This is a genomic window from Janibacter sp. GXQ6167 (assembly GCF_041365945.1).
GTDB lineage: Bacteria > Actinomycetota > Actinomycetes > Actinomycetales > Dermatophilaceae > JBGFSK01.
In genome coordinates, this window is sequence record NZ_JBGFSK010000004.1 from 86,776 (window position 1) to 104,430 (window position 17,655).

The window sequence follows — 17,655 nt, forward strand, 5'->3', positions numbered from 1 at the left end:
GAGGTCGACCATGCCCGATGCCAGCACCACCGCTGACCCCGCCGCGCCGCTGCGGATTCTCCTCGCCGAGGACGAGGCGCTGATCCGTCTCGACCTCGCCGAGATGTTGGGGGAGGCCGGGTACGAGGTCGTGGGTCAGGCGGCCGACGGAGAGCAGGCGGTTGCGCTCGCCGAGTCGACCCGTCCGGATCTGATCATCATGGATGTCAAGATGCCGGTGATGGATGGCCTGTCGGCTGCGGAGGCCATCGGCGAGAAGCGGATCTGCCCGGTCATCATGCTGACCGCCTTCAGCCAGAAGGAGCTCGTCGAGCGGGCCCGCGACGCCGGCGTCATGGCCTATATCGTCAAGCCCTTCACCGTCTCGGATGTCACCCCCGCGATCGAGGTCGCCATCTCCCGCTGGGCGCAGATGACCTCGCTCGAGGCCGAGATCGCCGACCTGGGGGAGCGCCTCGAGACCCGCAAGGCCGTTGAGCGCGCGAAGGGCGTGCTGATGAAGAAGCTGAAGATCTCCGAGGCGGACGCCTTCCGCTGGATCCAAAAGACCGCGATGGACCGTCGCATGGGGATGCGCGAGGTCGCCGACGCCGTGGTCGCCGGGATGGAAAAGGCTTAGACCCCTTCCCACCGCTGGCCCACCCTGCCACGGAGGGTGGCTAGGTCAGGGCCGTCACCGCGGCGGTCAGCAGTGGCGCGACCAGCAGGGCCGGGAGCATGTCACCGACCGGCAGGTTGCGGATCTGTAGCAGGCGCAACGCGATCCCGACGAGGATCAGCCCGCCGGTCGCCGTCAGCGCCGCGATCTGGGCCTCGGGCATGATCGATCCGAGCAGGAACCCGATCAGGGTGATCGACCCCTGGATCACGGCCACGCTGACGGCCGAGAAGAGGACGCCGATCCCGAAGGATGAGGCAAAGGCGAGCGCGGCGAAGCCGTCGAGCACCGACTTCAGCGCCAACTGATCGATCCCGCGCCCGAGCCCGTCGGAGAGGGATCCAAGGATCGTGAGCGGCCCGACGCAAAACAACAGGGAGGCGGTCAGCCAGCCCTCGATAAAGCGCTCGCGCCCTTCGTGTCCGCCGCCGGTCGCGCCAACGCGGCGCTGGACCACCCCGGCGAGTTGCTCCAGTCGCTGCTCGATATGGAGCAACGAGCCGATGATCGAGCCGATGAGCAGGGACCCCAGGACGATCAAGACCGGCGCTCCCCGCCCGGTCGCGGCGGCGAAGTCTGGGGAGGTGACCGACATTGCGGACAGCCCTGCCATGAGCAGCGTGACGAGCCCGAGGCAGTCGGTCACGACGCTTCGGGTGCGATCGGGCAAGCGGTGGCCCACGGCCATGCCGAGCAGTGCTCCGATGACGACCGTCGTCACATTAAGGACGGTCCCCGCGCCGACGAAGGCGCTCACGCCTCACCCCACCACGGCGTCACGCGGGCGCTCATGCCCCGGGAGCGGCGTCGCGAAGCAGGCAGGTGATCCGGGAGGTGCACGTCCGGCGCCCTTCCTCATCGGTGATGACGACATCCCAGCAGGCGAGCGTGCGGCCCACCGAGACCGGCGTGGCGACCCCGGTGACCCACCCCGAGCGCGCAGCCCGGTGATGAGTGGCGTTGATGTCCAGGCCGACAGCGACCCGCCCTTCGCCCGCCACCAGGGCCGACCCGATCGAGCCGAGCGATTCGGCGAGGACGACCGACGCGCCGCCGTGGAGCAACCCGTAGGGCTGGGTGTTGCCCTCGACCGGCATGCGACCGACGACCCGCTCCGGGCCGACTTCGGTGAGCTCGATGTGCATCCGCTCGAGCAGGGTGCCGGCGTTCATGGCCTCGATGGCCGCGGCGTCTTCGGGGGAGAGGGTCATGGCGGGGGTGCACTCCTAGGGGGTACCGATCGTGATCGACGAGCGGGGTCGATTCTTCGGTCCCCCGCGCAGCACGATGAGCGTAGCCGGTGCCACCGCCTAGGGTGGAGCCCGTGAGTCGACTCCTGCTGCTAGACGGACATTCCCTGGCCTACCGGGCGTTCTTCGCGCTGCCTGCCGAGAACTTCTCGACGAGCACCGGACAGCACACCAATGCCGTCTACGGCTTCACCGCGATGCTCATCAATGTCCTGCGCGACGAAGACCCCAGCCATCTCGCGGTGGCCTTCGACGTCTCCCGGCAGACCTTCCGCACCGAGCAGTACGCCGAGTACAAGGCCGGACGCTCGGCCACCCCGGACGCCTTCCAGGGACAGGTTTCCCTGCTGAAGGAGGTCCTCGACGCGCTCCAGATCCGGCACGTCGAGGTCGACGGCTATGAGGCCGACGACATCATCGCCACGCTCGCGACCACCGGCCGCGGCGCCGGGATGGACGTGCTGATCTGCTCGGGAGACCGCGACGCGCTGCAACTTGTCGATGAGCACACGACCGTCCTCTACCCGCGGAAGGGGGTCTCGGACCTCGCGCGGATGACCCCCGAGGCGGTCGAGGAGAAGTACGGCGTGCCGCCAAACCGGTACAGCGATCTGGCGGCCCTGGTCGGCGAGAGCAGCGACAACCTGCCGGGCGTGCCTGGGGTCGGTCCGAAGACCGCGGCGAAATGGATCGGTCAATACGGTGACCTCACCGGGATCGTCGCCTCCGTGGACCAGATCACCGGCAAGGCCGGTCAGTCCCTCCGCGACCACTTGGACGGCGTGCTGCGCAACCGGCGCCTAAACGAACTCGTCCGTGATCTCGACCTCCCGGTCGGACTCGACGATCTCGCCCGGCGGCAATGGGACCGCGAGCGCGTCCATACCCTCTTCGACTCGCTGGAGTTCCGGGTCCTGCGCGACCGTCTCTTCTCGACCTTCGAGGTGGCGACCGAAGAGGTCTCCGGTGCCTTGGAGGTGACGGGGGAGACCCTGACGGGGGAGGCCGTTGGGACCTGGCTCGATCAGCACGCGACCCCGGGAGCGACCCTCGGGGTCGAGGTGATCGGCACCTGGGGACGGGGCCGGGGAGACGCGACCGGGATCGCCCTGGCGACCGCCGACGGGGTCGCCGCTCACATCGACCTGGTCGAACTCGACCCCGAGGCCGAGCAGGCCCTCGCCGCCTGGCTCGCGGACCCGACCCGATTCAAGGCATTCCACGATGCCAAGGGGCCGTGGCACGCGCTCACCGGGCGCGGCTGGGTCGTCGAGGGCCTCACGATGGACACCGCGCTCGCGGCCTATATCGTCCGGCCGGACCAGCGCTCATATGACTTGAGCGATCTCACCGTGCGCCTCCTCGGCCGGGAGATCCAGGCCGCCCAAGCACAGTCGGCCCAGGGGACGCTGGATTTCGCGGCCGATGACGACGAGGAGGCTCGGACCGCGATGAGCCGGGCGGCCGCCATCGCCGAGCTCGCCCCCCAGCTCGCCGATCAGGTCGAGGCGGCTGGCGGCAGCGACCTGCTCCGCGATGTCGAACTCCCGCTCGTGCGGGTCCTCGCTGACATGGAGCGCGCCGGCATCGCGGTCGACGAGACCGCTCTGGCCCAATTGGAGTCCGGCTTCGCCGGGAAGGTTGCCGAGGCACAGGCCGACGCGTGGGCAGCGATCGGAGACGAGCAGATCAACCTCGGCTCACCCAAGCAGTTGCAGGTCGTCCTCTTCGACACCCTCGGGATGCCGAAGACCAAGCGGACCAAGACCGGATGGACCACCGACGCCGAGGCCCTCGCCGACCTCTACGCCAAGACCGAGCACCCCTTCCTCGAAGCACTACTCCGCCACCGCGATGCGGCGAAGTTGCGGGTGACCGTCGAAGGGCTGATCCGCTCGGTCTCCGATGACGCGCGCATCCACACGACCTACCAGCAGACGATCGCGGCGACCGGACGACTGTCCTCCACCGATCCGAACCTGCAGAACATCCCGATTCGCACCGACGAGGGGCGCCGGATCCGCGAGGTCTTCGTGGTCGGCCGCGACGATGGCCGTGAGTACGAGTCGCTGATGTCGGCGGACTACAGCCAGATCGAGATGCGGATCATGGCGCATCTGTCCGGGGACGAGGGCCTCATCGAAGCCTTCAACACCGGCGAGGATCTTCACCGCTTTGTCGGCGCCCGGGTCTTCGAGGTGACCCCGGAAGCGGTCACCCCGGCCATGCGCAGCAAGGTTAAGGCGATGTCCTATGGCCTCGCCTACGGGCTCTCCGCCTACGGGCTGTCCCGGCAGCTCCAGATCGCGACCGGCGAGGCGAGCGCGCTTATGGATGAGTACTTCGAGCGCTTCGGTGGCGTGCGCGATTACCTCCGTGAGGTCGTCGATCAGGCCCGCGCGGTCGGGTACACCGAGACCATGCTGGGCCGGCGCCGGTACCTGCCCGACCTCACGAGCGACAACCGCCAGCGCCGCGAGATGGCCGAGCGCATGGCGCTCAACGCGCCGATTCAGGGATCGGCCGCCGACATCGTCAAGATCGCCATGTTGCGCGTCGAGACGGCGCTCGCGGCACAGGACCTGCGCTCGCGCATGCTCCTGCAGGTTCATGATGAGCTCGTCCTCGAAATCGCCCCGGGGGAGCAGGAGGCCGTCGAGGCGTTGCTCCGCCGGGAGATGGGGACCGCGATCGACCTCGACGTCCCCTTAGAAATCAGCATCGGTGTCGGGCACAGCTGGCACGATGCGGCCCACTAGACCCGGGCGTTCGACGGGCGGTTGGCGCGAGCGCCTCGCGAGCCCCGGCGGGCAGGCACTCCTCGGGCTGGTCGTTTCGATCGCGTTCGCGCTGCTCCTCGTCGGTCCGGCCCTCGCCCCTGGGGTGCTGCTGGTCCGCGATTTCGTGACCGTCCCCGACCCAGTCCTCAACGATGCCGCTCTAGGCCGCGACGGGCAGGCCGCGCGGGCGGTCCCGCTTAATGCGGTGACCGCGATCCTCGCGCCGGTGATCTCGGCAGGGGTCCAGCAGAAGGTGATCCTCTTCGCGAGCATCATCCTGGCGGGTTCGGGCGCCGCCTGGCTGGTGCGCCGAACCCCGTGGGCGGCGCCGGTCGCGGCAGCCCTCGCGAGTTGGAATCCCTTCCTCGTCGAGCGCCTTCTCCTCGGCCAGGCCCCGACCCTGCTGGCCTACAGCACCGTCCCGTGGATCGTCGCCGCGGTGCGCAGCGGCGGATCGCTGCGCCGTCGCCTCGCGCTGACCACCGCGGCCGTGCTCCCGGCGGCCTTGACGCCGTGGGGTGGGGTCGCGGCCACGCTGACGGTCATCGTCACGGCCCTAACGCTCAGCCGGCGCCCTCGCGATCTCATCCTCGCTCTGGTGCCAATCCTGCTCTGCCTGCCCTGGGTGATCCCGTCTCTCCTTGGCGCTCCCACCACCGCGGCGGCCGCGGGAGCCGGCGCCTTCGCGGCCGGGACGGACTCGCCCTTCGGCGGCTTCGTCTCGGTGGCCACCCTCGGGGGGATTTGGGCCGAAGGGGTCCACCTCGCCTCGCGGGCCCAGGGACGTGGCGTTTCGATCTCGCTGGCGGTCCTCGCCATCGCGGCCTGGGGTGCGTGGTGCGGGAGGGACCGACGAGCCGTACGACTCGCCGGGGCAGCCTGGGCGCTCCCCGTGATTCTCGTCACGCTGCTCGCCACGCCGCTCGGCATCGCGGTGCTCTCCGCCCTGCAATCGGTGCCGGGGGTCGGCCTGATCAGGGATACCCATCGACTGATTGGCTGGTCCGCGCTCGGCGTGGCGGTCCTCGCGGCCCGCGGTCTCAGCGATATCGGCGGGCGGCTCCCAGATCTCATCGGGCGCCGCCTCGTCGGCGCCCTGCCGGTGCTAGGGATGAGCCTCGCGATCCTCACCACCCCTGACGCCAGCGGAGCACTGCGCGCCGCCTACACGCCCGCGACGTACCCAGCCGAATGGTCCAAAGCCGTTGCGGCAGTGCCGGATCGTGCGCACACACTCGTTCTCCCGTGGCGCCCGATCCGCTCCACGCCCTGGGCCAGCGGGGCTCCCTTCCTCGATCCCACCGGACTCGCGCTCTCGGGGCGCACGGCCCGAGCATCCACGCTGGTGGTTGGACGGGGCGATCAGACCTACCGGGTTGCCGATGCCGAGCCGGCGTCCGCCATCGAGTGGGCGAACGGCCGAGTGAGCCGGGCCGGACTCGATCAGGAGGGGGTCGACGCGGTCATGATCTGGCGCGACACGCCCGGACCGATCCCTCGGGAGATCCCCGGCTTCGACCTGGTGCACGACGGTGAGCACTGGCAGGTGTGGATCCGCCCGGCGCGTTCTGCGCCACAAAGGTGACGCTGCATTCGATTACCGGCTAGTATTGAGGCGACTTCTTATACGCGCCAGAAAGGTCCAGCATGTCCGCTATGCAGAAGAACCCGGCCATCGCCGGATTCATCAGTTTCATCGTCGGGGCGATGATCGCCGTCTTCGCGCTCTGGGCCGTCATCGGCGCGGTGTCGCCGACCAACGCCGCCGGCCAGCCCACCGACTCGAGCCAGATCGAGAACTACGGCAACTGATCTACTGCTGATCGAAAGTCGCCTCATCGCCTTGCGCGGTGGGGCGATTTTCCGTTGCTACGTGCCGCAACAGGCGATCCCACGCGGCCACGGTGCCCTCCCACTCAAACTGACGTGAGTACTCTCGGGCGGCGCGGCCCAGTCGCGCACGCTCGTCGGCCGAGGTGAGCAGGTCCGCCACGACGGAGGTCATCTCATCGAGGCTGCCCACGAGCCGACCCGTGCGCCCATCCTGGATCGAGTCCTCCAGCCCGCCCGTCCCGTGATACGCCACGGTGGGGACGAAGTGGCTCGCGGCCTCGACGACGCAAAGGCCCCACCCTTCCTTGATGCTCGGGGCAAGGGCGACCCAGGCGCTGGCAAGCTCGGCGTGCTTTGCCTCATCGGAGACAAACCCCAGGACATCGACGATGTCTTCTTGGCCCATTCGGGTCGCGTATGCGCTGATCTCATCGCGCCACCAGCCATCGCCGATGATGCGCAGCCGCAACCCCGGGAACTGATCGCGCAGCCGAGCGACGACATCGATGGCATGCTCGACGCGCTTGTGGGGGACCAGGCGGCCGAGCACGACGATGGTCGGCGTCTCGGCCTTCGGCACGTCGAGGGCCTTCGGGGTGTCGGTGCCGTTGTGAATCACGGCGATGTGTTCCCGGTTCACCCCGAGTTCGCTCAGTTCGTCACGCGTCGTGTCCGACACCGCGACGTACTGGCGTCCTCGATAGACCTTGGGCGCGAGGACCGATTCGATCCACCATCCGAGACGGGCGACGATCGGGCCGAAGACGACCGGCCACTGTTCCTCGTGGACGTGGTGGGTGAGGTTCACCACAGGGGCTTCGACACCAAGGGGAGCAAAGAAGGGCAAGCCGTTTTGCACATCGACCACGACGTCGAAGTCACCCTCCACCCGCTGGTCTTCGCGCAGAGCCCGTACCGAGGCCCCGTAGACCGTCAGGCGGTTCCCTTGGCGGCTCACGCGGTAGCCCCCGACGCGCTCGCGATGCTCCGCCCCGGGGTAGGCCGCGCAGTACAAGGTGACGTCGTACCCGAGCCCCGCGAGACCCTCGCAAATCTGCTCGGCGTAGTGCTCGGCACCCCCTCCGTCGGGGTGACCTGAGTCCCGCCAATTGAGGAAGGCGACACGCATGGCGAACTCCGTTGCTCGACGATGACAAGATATGGCCGTGACGACCGGCAGAAGCGATGTTAACCCTCAGGTAACCGCCCCCGTGTACCGGCGCGGTTCGCTCCGACGGAGCGTAGCCCTCTTCCGTGCTTTCCTTGTAGAGCAACGTGATCCGGACCACTTCTACTCTCTGCTGGCTCGCGATTCGGTCGCTGAGGTGCTGCGCTGGACGACCCTCTCGGGGCGCTCCGTGGTCGACGTCGGCGGGGGCCCGGGATACTTCGCCGATGCCTTCGCTGCCGAGGGCGCGAGGTACGCGGGGATCGAACCCGACGCGGGGGAGTTGAGCGCTCGGGGAGAGGTGGGGGTCAACGCGCTGCGCGGCTCCGGAACGCAACTGCCGCTCGCCGACCACAGTGTGGACATCGCCTACTCGAGCAATGTCCTCGAGCACGTCCCCGCGCCCGAAACGATGGCCGAGGAGATGCTGCGCGTCACCCGGCCGGGCGGCACGGTCGTCTTGTCCTGGACCCCGTGGCTGTCCCCGTGGGGAGGTCACGAGACCGCGCCCTGGCACTACCTCGGCGGATACCGGGCCGCGAACCGCTACGCGCGCAAGGAAGGCAAACGGCCGAAGAACGACTACGGCACAAGTCTGTTCGCCTGCTCTGTCGGTCGCATGATGCGGTGGGCACGGGCCCTCGAAAGCCGGGGTGAGGTCCGGATCGTCGAGGTGCTGCCGCGCTATCACCCGCGGTGGGCTCGGTGGGTCATCCGCGTCCCCGGGCTTCGGGAGGTCGTCGCGTGGAACGCGGTGATCGTGCTGGAGCGCGCATGACGCAGGCCGCCTCCCCGCAGGCCTCGCCTGCCGTGTGGCGGCTCCGCCTGGCCGCAGCGGTGGCGATGCTGGCCGCGCTCTGCTTCCACCAGGCGCCCGGCCTGATCGTCCCCGATACCAAGCTCGACCTCACCGCTGACCCCGCTGGGTTCCTCGGCCGAGCGCTCAATCTGTGGGATCCCCAAGGCCAGTTCGGGCAGCTGCAGAATCAGGCCTACGGTTACCTCGCCCCGGTGGGGCCCTTCCACTGGGCGCTCAGCGCGATCGGGCTCGACGCGTGGGTGATCCAGCGCCTGTGGTGGACCGTCGTGCTCTCGGTGGCGCTGATCGGGATGTGGCGGCTCCTCCAGCACCTCGGCGTCGCCTCGCCCTGGGCCCGCTTCGCCGCTGCTCTCGCCTTCGCGCTCTCACCCCGGCTCATGTCCGAGGTCGCCGTCACCTCCGTCGAGGTCTGGCCGCTCGCGATGGCGCCCTGGGTGCTCATCCCGCTCGTTGATCCCGCACCACGCTCGTGGGCCTGGCGGATCTCCCGCTCGGCCCTCGCCTTCGCCCTGGTCGGCGGGATCAATGCGGTGGCGACCGGGGCAACATTGATCCTGCCCACCATCTGGTTCTTCACCCGCAAGCCCTGGCTCGCGGGGGTGAAGTGGTTCCCCGTCTGGCTCGGTGCCGTGATCGCCGCCAGCGCGTGGTGGCTCGGCCCCCTCGTGGTCCTCGGCCGCTACAGCCCTCCCTTCCTCGATTGGATCGAAAACGCTCCGATCACGACGGCCTACGCGAGCGTCTTCGAGGGCCTGCGCGGCACCACGCCGTGGCTGGGATTCCTCGCCGGGCCCAAGGGGCCGAGCTGGCCCGCGCAGTGGCTCTTTGTGACCGAGCCGGGGTTGATCTTCGTCACCGCAGTCCTCTTCGTCATCGCCCTGGTCGGTGTGTTGCGCCTTCGCGAAGAGGTCCGCGGCTTCCTCGTGGTCGGCCTGCTCACCGGGCTCATCCTGGTCACCCTCGGCCACACCGGAGCGCTCGCTGGCCCCTTCGCTGGCCAGCTGCAGGCCCTGCTGGATGGGCCCCTTGCGCCCCTGCGCAATACCCACAAGTTCGAGCTGGTGGTCCGGGTTGTGCTGACCGTTGGCCTTGCGCACGCCATCGATGTGGCGGCCCGGGGTGCCCGCCGGATCAATCTCGCCCGCTGGGTCGTCCCGAGCCTCACCGGTGCCTTGATCGTCGGGCTCGCGGCTCCCGGCATCGCTGGCGCCTTGCCCCGGCCGGAGGGGTACACCGAGATCCCTAGGTACTGGCACGACGCGGCCCGCTACCTCGACGAGCGTCCCGAAGATGGCACGGTCCTCGTGATCCCCGGCGCCTCCTTCGCCGACTTCATCTGGGGATCGACCAAGGATGAGCCCCTCCAGGCGCTCATGAATCGCCCGTTCGCCGTGCGCGACGCCGTCCCCCTCGGTTCGGCCGGTGGGACGAGGGCGATGGACTACATCGAGCGTGAGTTGCGCAGTGGCCGTGGGGGACCGCCCCTGACCAACGCCCTGCGCAGCGCCGGCATCCGCTTCCTCGTGGTGCGTAATGACCTACGGACCGACGCCGAGAACGGGGCACAGTTGGCGTTGCACCAGAGCCTCGCGCGCTCCCGCCTGACGCCCGTGCGCACCTTCGGCGAAGCACAGTTCTCGCTCGAGAGCCCCGAGCGGACCGTCGACTGGCGGACCCGCCTGCCGTACCCCGCGGTGGAGGTCTACGACCTCGGTGCCGTCCCGTCGGCCCGCCAGGTCCCGCTCGATCAGGTGGTGAGCGCGCCCGGGGCAGGAGCCGAGGACGTCGCCGACGTGCGCGCAGCCTTCCCCTGGGTCAAGGCCGTTGTCACCGGCACCGACGTGAGTGAACTCGGCGACCAGACGAGCGTCCCGGAGCGGATTGTCGTCGACGGCAACAAGCAACGTGAGATCGGCTTCGGTGCCATCGACTCGAGTTCTCAGGTGCGCGCCGATACCGATCCGGTCCGCTCGGGACGCGCGATCTGGGATTACATCGCCGACCCGCAGGCGCCCCAAACGCATCGCGTGTGGGATCCGCCGCTCACTGCGGTCCTCGCTTCCTCGTCGGGATCCGATGCCAATGCCGGTGTGCGGACCGGCCCCGGCAATGGGCCGCAGGCCGCGATCGACAACGACCCCTCGACCGCCTGGATGTCCGGGACCTTCGGTGGCGGGGTTGGGCAGTGGCTCGAACTGCGCTTCGACCGCCCGGTCCCCATGGATGGTTTAACGATCCGGCTCTCGGGCAATGCCCCCGTCGACGCGCTGCCAAACCGGGTGACGGTCAGCACGCGCAACGGCAAGGTGACCTCTGCGCTCGACCCGACCCCGGGGAAGGCCCAGACCGTCGCCACGCCGATCGGCGCGGCCGATTGGGTGCGGGTCACCATCGAGTCGATGCAACCCGGTCGCACCGACACCGTGGCCGGGATCAGCGAACTTGGCCTGGCCAATGTGCTCCTCGGGAGCAAGCTCGTGGTCCCGGCGACCGACGTGCCACCGGCGGCAATCCTCTTGCGCGAGACCACCGTTGGGCAGCCCCAGTGCCCGATGGTCGGTGACCGGCCGCTCTGCGTGACCCCCCTGGGCCGGTCTCCGGAAAACGAAGGGGGAATCCGCCGCACCCTGACCATGCCGCAGGACGCTCGGTACTCGATGCAAGGCACCGTTCGCGCTCGCGAAGGCGAGGGGATCGAGGAACTCCTTGGTGGCCTGACGACCATCCGCGCCAAGGCTTCTTCGCGGGGCGTCAGTGCTCCGGCCGGGCGGCCCGAGGCGGCCGTCGATGGATCGCTCGGCACCGGCTGGGTGGCCTCGCCGCGCGAACTCATTCCACGCCTGGAGTTGCTGCTCCCAGAGCGCATCCGCACCGATGGTGTGCAATTGCAGGTCGATGAGTTCCTCGCGGCCTCCCGGGCCAGCCGGATCCGGCTGATCTTCGACGGGAAGGACGCGATCGAGGCCGATGTCGACGAGCAGGGCTGGGCTCACTTCCCGAAGCGGTCGTTCCGGCAGGTCAGCATCGACTTCCTGCAGACCCGTCCCCTCGTCTCGGTCGACTCCGTCTCCGGCTTCGAAGAGGGACTGCCCCCGGGCGTCTCCGAGGTGGTCTTCGCTGGGGTGAAGATCCCGAAGCCTCCCGCGACCCTGTCCTCACCGACGGGCGCGGCCTGCGGCTTTGGACCCGATCTCGCGATCAACGGCCAGATCCTCAAGACAAGGGTGAGGGGAACCCTCGCCGACATCGTTGAAGGGCGCGACCTCACCTGGTCGCTGTGTGGTCAAGAACGACCGCAGTTCAGCGAGGGCACGAACCACGTCGTCGCCGGTCCCTCCGGCGAGTTCGTTCCGACCGAGATCGCCTTCGACCACGGCGAGGGCGAGCCGGACCGCAGCGTCCAGGTCGCCGTGGAGCGGCCGAGCCCGACCACCCTCGATCTGACGCTGACGAGCCGCCAGGGTCGCGGCGAGAGCCTGCTCGTGATCCCGCAGAACTTCAACATTGGGTGGCGGGCACAGACGGCCGACGGGACCGAGCTGCGACCCCTGCGCGTCGACGGGTGGAAGCAGGCGTGGGTGGTGCCCGCCGGGACGATCGGCGCGATCCACGCGAGCTTTGCCCCTAATGGCACCTACCAGCTCGCGTTGCTGATCGGCGGCCTCCTCGCCCTCTTCATCGTCCTCGGGGTGATCCTCACCTCCGATGCGATGGGCCGTCGCCGGCCGATACCCCTCCACGGCCGAAGCGTCCCCGTGCTTCGGGGCCGAGCGGTGCCGCAGCCACTCGCCGTCCTCCTCTTGGTGCTCCTCGCAGGGATCCCAGGCGCAGTGGGCGCAGCCATCGCGGTCCTCGGCAGTTGGTTGGCGCGGCGCCGCAGCGCCGTCATGATCGCCCTCATCGTGGTGACCGGCGTCCTCGCGGCGATCCTCGCCGTCCGCGTGACCTGGCCGGTCGAGGCGACGGGAGTGAAGAGCTGGGCGGTTCAGTTCCTGGCGCTGACCGCCGTCGCGGGCGCATCACTCGGGCGCTGGCGCCGATCGGCCTGGCGGGCGCGCCGCATGAGCGGACGCTCCAAGCCGTAGAAGCTGATCGACGCGAGGATGATGCTGCCGACCACGGTCGAAACCCACAGCTGCCAGAAGTTGCCGCCGAAGACCTGGTGATTCATCGCGCGCTCGGTGAGGTAGAGCACGATCAGGTGGTAACAGAAGATGCCGTAGGAGATATCGCCGAGGAACTTGCCGACCCGGCCGCCGAGGGCACGCACCGGAGCGGGATCCTCTTCGCCGGCCACCCCCACGGCCGGCAAGATGACCAGCGCGGCGAAGATCGCGTACAGCAGGCTCTTGATGAAGGCACTGGTCGGTGTCGAGGCCACGAGGGTGTACGGGCCAGCGATCGGAGAGCCGGCGACGAGAAAGATGCCGACGGCGAGGGTCCACGTCGTCCAGGGGTGCCGGGCCGCCTCATCGACGATGGAAAAGCGCAGCACGCCGAGCGCGCGAGAGACCTGCCAGAGCGCAAGAGCCATGCCGAGGCCAAACCAGCCGATAAAGCCGGGGAGCCACAGCCCCCAGTTTGGCTTCTCGACCGCGACTCCAAGGGCCATCCAGGAGGCGCCGAGGAGCGGCGTCGCAAGGAGCAACCCGAGGCGTTGCAGGACCGCCCGGCGATCGGGAACGGTCTTAGGCGGCCGGACGAGAACGTAGGCCACGACGGGCAGCGCGACATAGAAGGCGACCTCGGTCGACAGGCTCCACATCTGGGTGAGGCCATTGGTTTGCATGTCATCGAGGTAGATCTGCAAGAAGGTGGCGTGCGCCAGGTAGTTAAACCAGGTGGCGTCCTCCCAGGGCAGCAGGACCATCGCCGCGACCACCGCGATCAGCAGCGGCGGCATGATCCGCAGGACGCGGCGACGGGCGTAGGTGCCCAGATCCGGCGCGGTGCGTTCTCCGAACCACGCGATGACGTGCGGTCGGAAGAGGAGGAAGCCGGAGAGCACGAAGAACAGGGCCACACCCGAGTCCATCCGGGCGAGCAACCCCTTAAACGGGCCGTTGACCGCATCGCCGCTGGTGAACCCGACGTGGGTCGTCACGACGAACAAGGCCCCGAGCGCACGAAGTCCGTCGAGACCGGGGAAGTGGGAGCGCAGCGTCGTCATTCCTGAGCCTTCAGTAGCCCGACAAAGACCTGGTCGAGGCAGACCTGGGTGCCGTCCTCGCGTGGGGTCAAGCGCACCGCCTCGACGGCGGTTGGTTCGTCGGCGACCGCGAAGGCGTTCGCGAGGCCCGCATCCCAGACCGGGGTCGACCGGGTCGGGGTCACCCCACCATCAGGGCTGACCAGGTCGACGTCGACATGAGCCTCGGGGTTGGCGAGGTACGACATGGCGACCGCCCATTCCCCTTCCGGCAGAGGCTCGTTGAGCTTGATCGTGAGGGGATCGCGCCCCCTGATCTGGTTTCCACACTCGGGTTTGGTGACCCCGGTCGCCCAGGGCACCAGCTGCGCCGAGCGGACATGACCATCGTCATCGACGAAGAGGGGCTGAGGGGTGCTCCGCATGAAGACCGCCTTGGTCCCGGTCAGCTCGAGGACATGCGAGATTCGCCGCTCGGTCGAGATGTATGGCATGACCGAGAGCGGTGGCCGGGTGTCCCACAGATTGGTCTCCCCGGGGTCCGCGGCGATATCGGTCGTCATGTTTTCCAGGTAGCGGCCGGAGGGGTTTTCGCCCCACGGGCCGGCGAACATCGCGAAGGAGATCGCCACCGCGCCGACCCAGAGCGCCGGAATCCCGTACCGCAGCGCCTTGGCCTTCGGCAGCCACCCCGACCGGGTGAGGGTCAAGATGACCGCCAGGGTGAGTGGGATCGAGATGTCGGTCCAGTAGTGATAGTGAGCGGTGAGGACCTCGCCGAAGGCGGTGTAGCGCCCGATGCCGACCGTGATCACGGTCGCGACCGTGAAGGCGAGGACGGCTCCCCAGAGCCAAAGCGTCGACCGCGCACGGCGGTAGGCGATCACGAGGAAGGCGATCAACACGAGGAGCCCGATGCCGATGACGATCGGGTGGGGCGAGGACAACCCAAAGTAGGGCGGATCGGTGGTCCGCCACTGAGCCGGACCGCCGACCAGGGTCACCACCGGCGCCCGGACAAAACCGAGCCAGAGCAGGCGCCCCATCACACCGATCCCCGGCCAGGAGCCGCTGGAGCTTCCGAGGACGATATAGAGGACCGCATAGACCCCGGCAGCTCCCGCCATCGAGAGGAACCAGGTCCCGAAGGGGCGGCGGCCGCGTTCTCCCTTCGGCACGACCACCATCACGAGCGCGATCGCGGTGACGAAGATCAGGCCCGATTTTTCCCAGAACGCCATGCTCGCCGCGAGTGCTGCGCCGGCGCCGAGGAGGCTCGTCCACCGGCGGTGGGCAAACCAGTCCAACGTGCAGTGCAAGACGATCAGACCGAGACAATGCGCCGGGATCGTGTTGACGCCACTCGACAGGGACATAAAGGACGGCATCGAGACCGGCGCGAGGCCGTAGAAGACGACCGCCGCCAGGGTCGCCCAGGGGGTCTTGGTGGTCCGCCAGATTAGCCCCGCCATGAGGCAGACCGCGGCGAACCAGAGCACCGCGCGGAAGACGACGGTGAGGGTCCAACTCGGACCATCGACGAGCGCGAAGAGGGCGTAACTCAGGCGCAGGCCGGGGACGATGTGGTCGTTGACGGGCTCGAGGAGAGCATCAGCGGTAAAGCCGCGACGACCGTTGATCAGGAACTCGAAATCGTCGGCGTACCACGATCCTCGGGAGGCGAGGAAGCCCAGAATCCCGGCGATGACGGCGGCCAGGACGAGCACCTGAATTCGGGTCCGTCCAGGGATCTCGAACCACGACTTCATGGTGGCAATGTCCTCGAATCTCGTGGCGGTTTGGGCCTACAGAACATCACGATTGTGACATCCGTGTTCACCATGAGGACACGCGTCACATTGTGTGTCTCGTCCAGGCTACTTGCTGGTATGTTCGGCCGCGCCGTACCTGACGGCCCCATGCCATACCAACGGAGTTAAGGTAGCCATCTTTATGCGCAGAATTGTCGGCCTCGTGTGCCTTGTCCTCGCCGGGCTTCTCCTCGTCAGCGCTGTGCTGTCTGGCACCTGGCTGAGCAGCAGTGCGAAGCGAACCCCCGTCGTGCTTGACACCAAGACCTACCTGACCGGTGAGGCGGCGGCCGTGCCCGTCGGCGACCCGGGTCCGGTCCAGTACTTCAGCCACACCGTGACCAACCCCGACAAGTCCGATGGTGACAACGTCGTCTTTAGCACCTTTACCTGCCTGACGAAGGTCACCGAGGAGCCGGCGCCCGACTGCGTCGACGCCAACGACCCCGACAAGCGCCTCGTCAATGCGGGCACCGACAACTTCGTCACGGACCGCCGTTCGGCCCTGGCGCTGAACGCCGACCAGACCAAGAAGATCCTCGGCGATGACGCTGAGCCGCACGAGGGTCTGGTCAACAAGTTCCCCTTCAACACCGAGAAGAAGACCTACCCCTTCTGGGACGGCGTGCTGCAGCGCTCGATCGACGCCAACTTCGAGGGCGTTGAGAACCTCGATGGTGTTGAGGTCTACAAGTTCACCACCTCCGCCGTCGACGAGCCCGCCGAGATCTCCGAGGGCATCCAGGGCCTCTACACGACCGAGGGTGAGATGTGGGTCGACCCGGTGACCGGCAGCATGCTGAAGCAGGCCCAGCACCAGGTCCGCAAGCTGGACGGGCAGACCATGCTCGATGTGAACCTCGTCTACACCGACGACACCATCAAGGCCAATGTCGAAGACGCCAAGGACAACGCGAGCCGGCTCGGCATGCTCTCGGCCCTGCCCTGGGTCTTGCTCCCGCTCGGCCTGATCCTCCTGGTGCTCGGCTTCTTCCTGATTCGTTCGGGCCGTTCGCAGGCGGCAGCGCCGGCGGGGGAGCGCACTCGCACCCGACGCCAGTAGCGAAGCCGAAGCACTCGGCGAGAGAACAGATAAAGGGGGGCGCCCGGCCGGGCGCCCCCCCTTTGTCTGTCGTTAAGACGCTGGCTTATCGGCGACCACGATGAGGGTGCCGGGCAGGTGCTCTCCGCGCAGCGGCGACCACCCGCCCCAGGTCTGCGGGTTGCGCTCCGGCCAGGTTGGCTCGATCAGGTCCACCAGGCGCAGCCCGGCCGCGATCACATCGCGCACGCGGTCACCGACCGTGCGGTGGTGCTCGACATAGGTCGCCGTGCCATCGATATCGGTCTCGACATAAGGGGTCCGGTCGAAGTAGGACCCGTGCGCCACCAGTCCGTCCGGACCCGGGACGTCGGGGAAGGCCCAGCGCACCGGGTGCGTCGTCGAGTACGCCAGTCGACCTCCGGGGCGCAGCACACGGGCAAGTTCTCGGATCAGCCCCGCGGAGTCCGCCACAAAGGGGACCGCGCCATACGAGGACACAACGAGATCGAAGGAGTTGTCGGCGAAGGGGGAGCACGTCGCGTCGGACTGAACCAGGGTGGGAAGGGGGTGCGCCTCACCCTTCTCCTGCCGTATCCGCTCGTGGATGGCCTCGCCCTCGCGCAGCATGCCAGCCGAGAGGTCGCTCGAGACGACCTGCGCACCCTGGAGTGCGAGCCACCGGCCGCACGGCGCAGTGCCACAGCCAAACTCCAGGATTCGGGCGCCGCGCAGCGAGCCGGGAGGCCCAAGGACGGCGAGCTCGTGCTCCTGCCAGCCCTCGGGTCCCCAGACAAAATCGCTCTCGCCGAGGAAGGCGCCATGCTCACGCTGATATGTAGGGGCCTCGGCATCCCACCAGCGACGGTTGGCCGTCACCGTTTCGCCCTGGTCGGCCGGGCGACGGGCCACCCCACCGACCTCATCGAGCCAGGCCGTGAGTTCAGGACTGTCCGGCTCCACCGCGAGTTCCCGCCCTTCGGCTGTCTTTGACCACGAGCGCCCTCGGTCATTAGGATGGACGAGCACCTTCGTGTGTCGATCGTTTTGTCGTGCCGTCGTAGTCGTCGGCTTGGCCGAGCCTAAGACATGCGGGGCCGCGCTCGTCGTCCGCCCGGACGGGTCGGCGACGAGTTTGTCTTTT

13 protein-coding genes are annotated in these 17,655 nt (G+C 68.3%); 7 read left to right on the top strand and 6 right to left on the bottom strand.

All coding sequences use genetic code 11. The annotated features are described in order from the left end of the window. The first annotated feature begins 10 nt into the window (after positions 1-10). Positions 11-619, top strand: coding sequence for an ANTAR domain-containing response regulator (locus AB8K43_RS07225; protein WP_370892929.1), 609 nt, complete (start codon positions 11-13; stop codon positions 617-619). A 40-nt stretch (positions 620-659) separates the two neighbouring features. On the opposite strand, the gene AB8K43_RS07230 is transcribed toward AB8K43_RS07225, so the two are convergent. Beyond that, a complete protein-coding gene (locus AB8K43_RS07230; protein WP_370892931.1) occupies positions 660-1,415 on the bottom strand; it encodes a DUF554 domain-containing protein in 756 nt (251 codons plus the stop codon). Positions 1,416-1,446: 31 nt separating this feature from the next. Continuing rightward, positions 1,447-1,869, bottom strand: a complete 423-nt coding sequence (locus AB8K43_RS07235) for a hotdog fold thioesterase (protein ID WP_370892933.1) — start codon at positions 1,867-1,869, stop codon at positions 1,447-1,449. 113 nt (positions 1,870-1,982) lie between these two features. Here AB8K43_RS07235 and polA point away from each other — a divergent pair, with 113 nt between their 5' ends. From polA to AB8K43_RS07250, 3 genes are all read left to right on the top strand, one after another. Further along, complete coding sequence (polA, locus tag AB8K43_RS07240; RefSeq protein WP_370892935.1) at positions 1,983-4,667, top strand: DNA polymerase I; 2,685 nt, start codon at positions 1,983-1,985, stop codon at positions 4,665-4,667. After that, entirely contained in the window at positions 4,654-6,273 is a 1,620-nt protein-coding gene (locus tag AB8K43_RS07245; protein ID WP_370892937.1) for a hypothetical protein, read from the top strand. The genes polA and AB8K43_RS07245 overlap by 14 nt, the downstream gene beginning before the upstream one ends. A gap of 71 nt (positions 6,274-6,344) precedes the next feature. Beyond that, positions 6,345-6,500, top strand: a complete 156-nt coding sequence (locus tag AB8K43_RS07250) for a hypothetical protein (protein WP_370892939.1) — start codon at positions 6,345-6,347, stop codon at positions 6,498-6,500. 1 nt (position 6,501) lies between these two features. On the opposite strand, the gene AB8K43_RS07255 is transcribed toward AB8K43_RS07250, so the two are convergent. Continuing rightward, a complete protein-coding gene (locus tag AB8K43_RS07255) occupies positions 6,502-7,650 on the bottom strand; it encodes a glycosyltransferase family 4 protein (protein ID WP_370892941.1) in 1,149 nt (382 codons plus the stop codon). Between the two features lie 31 nt (positions 7,651-7,681). Here AB8K43_RS07255 and AB8K43_RS07260 point away from each other — a divergent pair, with 31 nt between their 5' ends. Both AB8K43_RS07260 and AB8K43_RS07265 read left to right on the top strand, forming a co-directional pair. After that, positions 7,682-8,467 carry a class I SAM-dependent methyltransferase gene (locus tag AB8K43_RS07260; protein ID WP_370892943.1) on the top strand — a complete coding sequence of 262 codons (786 nt, stop codon included), beginning with the start codon at positions 7,682-7,684 and terminating at the stop codon, positions 8,465-8,467. After that, the gene (locus tag AB8K43_RS07265) at positions 8,464-12,594 is read left to right on the top strand and encodes an alpha-(1->3)-arabinofuranosyltransferase family protein (protein WP_370892945.1); all 4,131 of its coding nucleotides are present in this window, start codon (positions 8,464-8,466) and stop codon (positions 12,592-12,594) included. Before AB8K43_RS07260 ends, AB8K43_RS07265 begins: the two co-directional genes overlap by 4 nt. On the opposite strand, the gene AB8K43_RS07270 is transcribed toward AB8K43_RS07265, so the two are convergent. Beyond that, positions 12,495-13,679 (bottom strand): acyltransferase family protein, encoded by a 1,185-nt coding sequence (locus tag AB8K43_RS07270; protein ID WP_370892947.1) that lies wholly within the window; start codon positions 13,677-13,679, stop codon positions 12,495-12,497. The genes AB8K43_RS07265 and AB8K43_RS07270 overlap by 100 nt on opposite strands. Continuing rightward, on the bottom strand, positions 13,676-15,427 hold the full coding sequence (locus tag AB8K43_RS07275) for a hypothetical protein (protein WP_370892949.1): 1,752 nt from the start codon (positions 15,425-15,427) through the stop codon (positions 13,676-13,678). The genes AB8K43_RS07270 and AB8K43_RS07275 overlap by 4 nt, the downstream gene beginning before the upstream one ends. Positions 15,428-15,611: 184 nt before the next feature. Between AB8K43_RS07275 and AB8K43_RS07280 the strand changes: the two genes are divergently transcribed. After that, positions 15,612-16,532, top strand: a complete 921-nt coding sequence (locus AB8K43_RS07280; RefSeq protein WP_370892951.1) for a DUF3068 domain-containing protein — start codon at positions 15,612-15,614, stop codon at positions 16,530-16,532. A gap of 72 nt (positions 16,533-16,604) precedes the next feature. Here the strand turns inward: AB8K43_RS07280 and AB8K43_RS07285 are convergent, their stop codons facing one another. Then, the gene (locus AB8K43_RS07285; protein ID WP_370892952.1) at positions 16,605-17,540 is read right to left on the bottom strand and encodes a class I SAM-dependent methyltransferase; all 936 of its coding nucleotides are present in this window, start codon (positions 17,538-17,540) and stop codon (positions 16,605-16,607) included. Positions 17,541-17,655: the final 115 nt, after the last annotated feature.

What these genes read in the sequence shown, in the direction of transcription:
- AB8K43_RS07225 (WP_370892929.1), top strand. Translation starts at nt 11, where the DNA reads ATGCCCGATGCCAGCACCACCGCTGACCCCGCCGCGCCGCTGCGGATT.
- AB8K43_RS07235 (WP_370892933.1), bottom strand. Translation starts at nt 1,869, where the DNA reads ATGACCCTCTCCCCCGAAGACGCCGCGGCCATCGAGGCCATGAACGCC.
- AB8K43_RS07245 (WP_370892937.1), top strand. Translation starts at nt 4,654, where the DNA reads ATGCGGCCCACTAGACCCGGGCGTTCGACGGGCGGTTGGCGCGAGCGC.
- AB8K43_RS07250 (WP_370892939.1), top strand. Translation starts at nt 6,345, where the DNA reads ATGCAGAAGAACCCGGCCATCGCCGGATTCATCAGTTTCATCGTCGGG.
- AB8K43_RS07255 (WP_370892941.1), bottom strand. Translation starts at nt 7,650, where the DNA reads ATGCGTGTCGCCTTCCTCAATTGGCGGGACTCAGGTCACCCCGACGGA.
- AB8K43_RS07260 (WP_370892943.1), top strand. Translation starts at nt 7,682, where the DNA reads ATGGCCGTGACGACCGGCAGAAGCGATGTTAACCCTCAGGTAACCGCC.
- AB8K43_RS07265 (WP_370892945.1), top strand. Translation starts at nt 8,464, where the DNA reads ATGACGCAGGCCGCCTCCCCGCAGGCCTCGCCTGCCGTGTGGCGGCTC.
- AB8K43_RS07270 (WP_370892947.1), bottom strand. Translation starts at nt 13,679, where the DNA reads ATGACGACGCTGCGCTCCCACTTCCCCGGTCTCGACGGACTTCGTGCG.
- AB8K43_RS07275 (WP_370892949.1), bottom strand. Translation starts at nt 15,427, where the DNA reads ATGAAGTCGTGGTTCGAGATCCCTGGACGGACCCGAATTCAGGTGCTC.
- AB8K43_RS07280 (WP_370892951.1), top strand. Translation starts at nt 15,612, where the DNA reads ATGCGCAGAATTGTCGGCCTCGTGTGCCTTGTCCTCGCCGGGCTTCTC.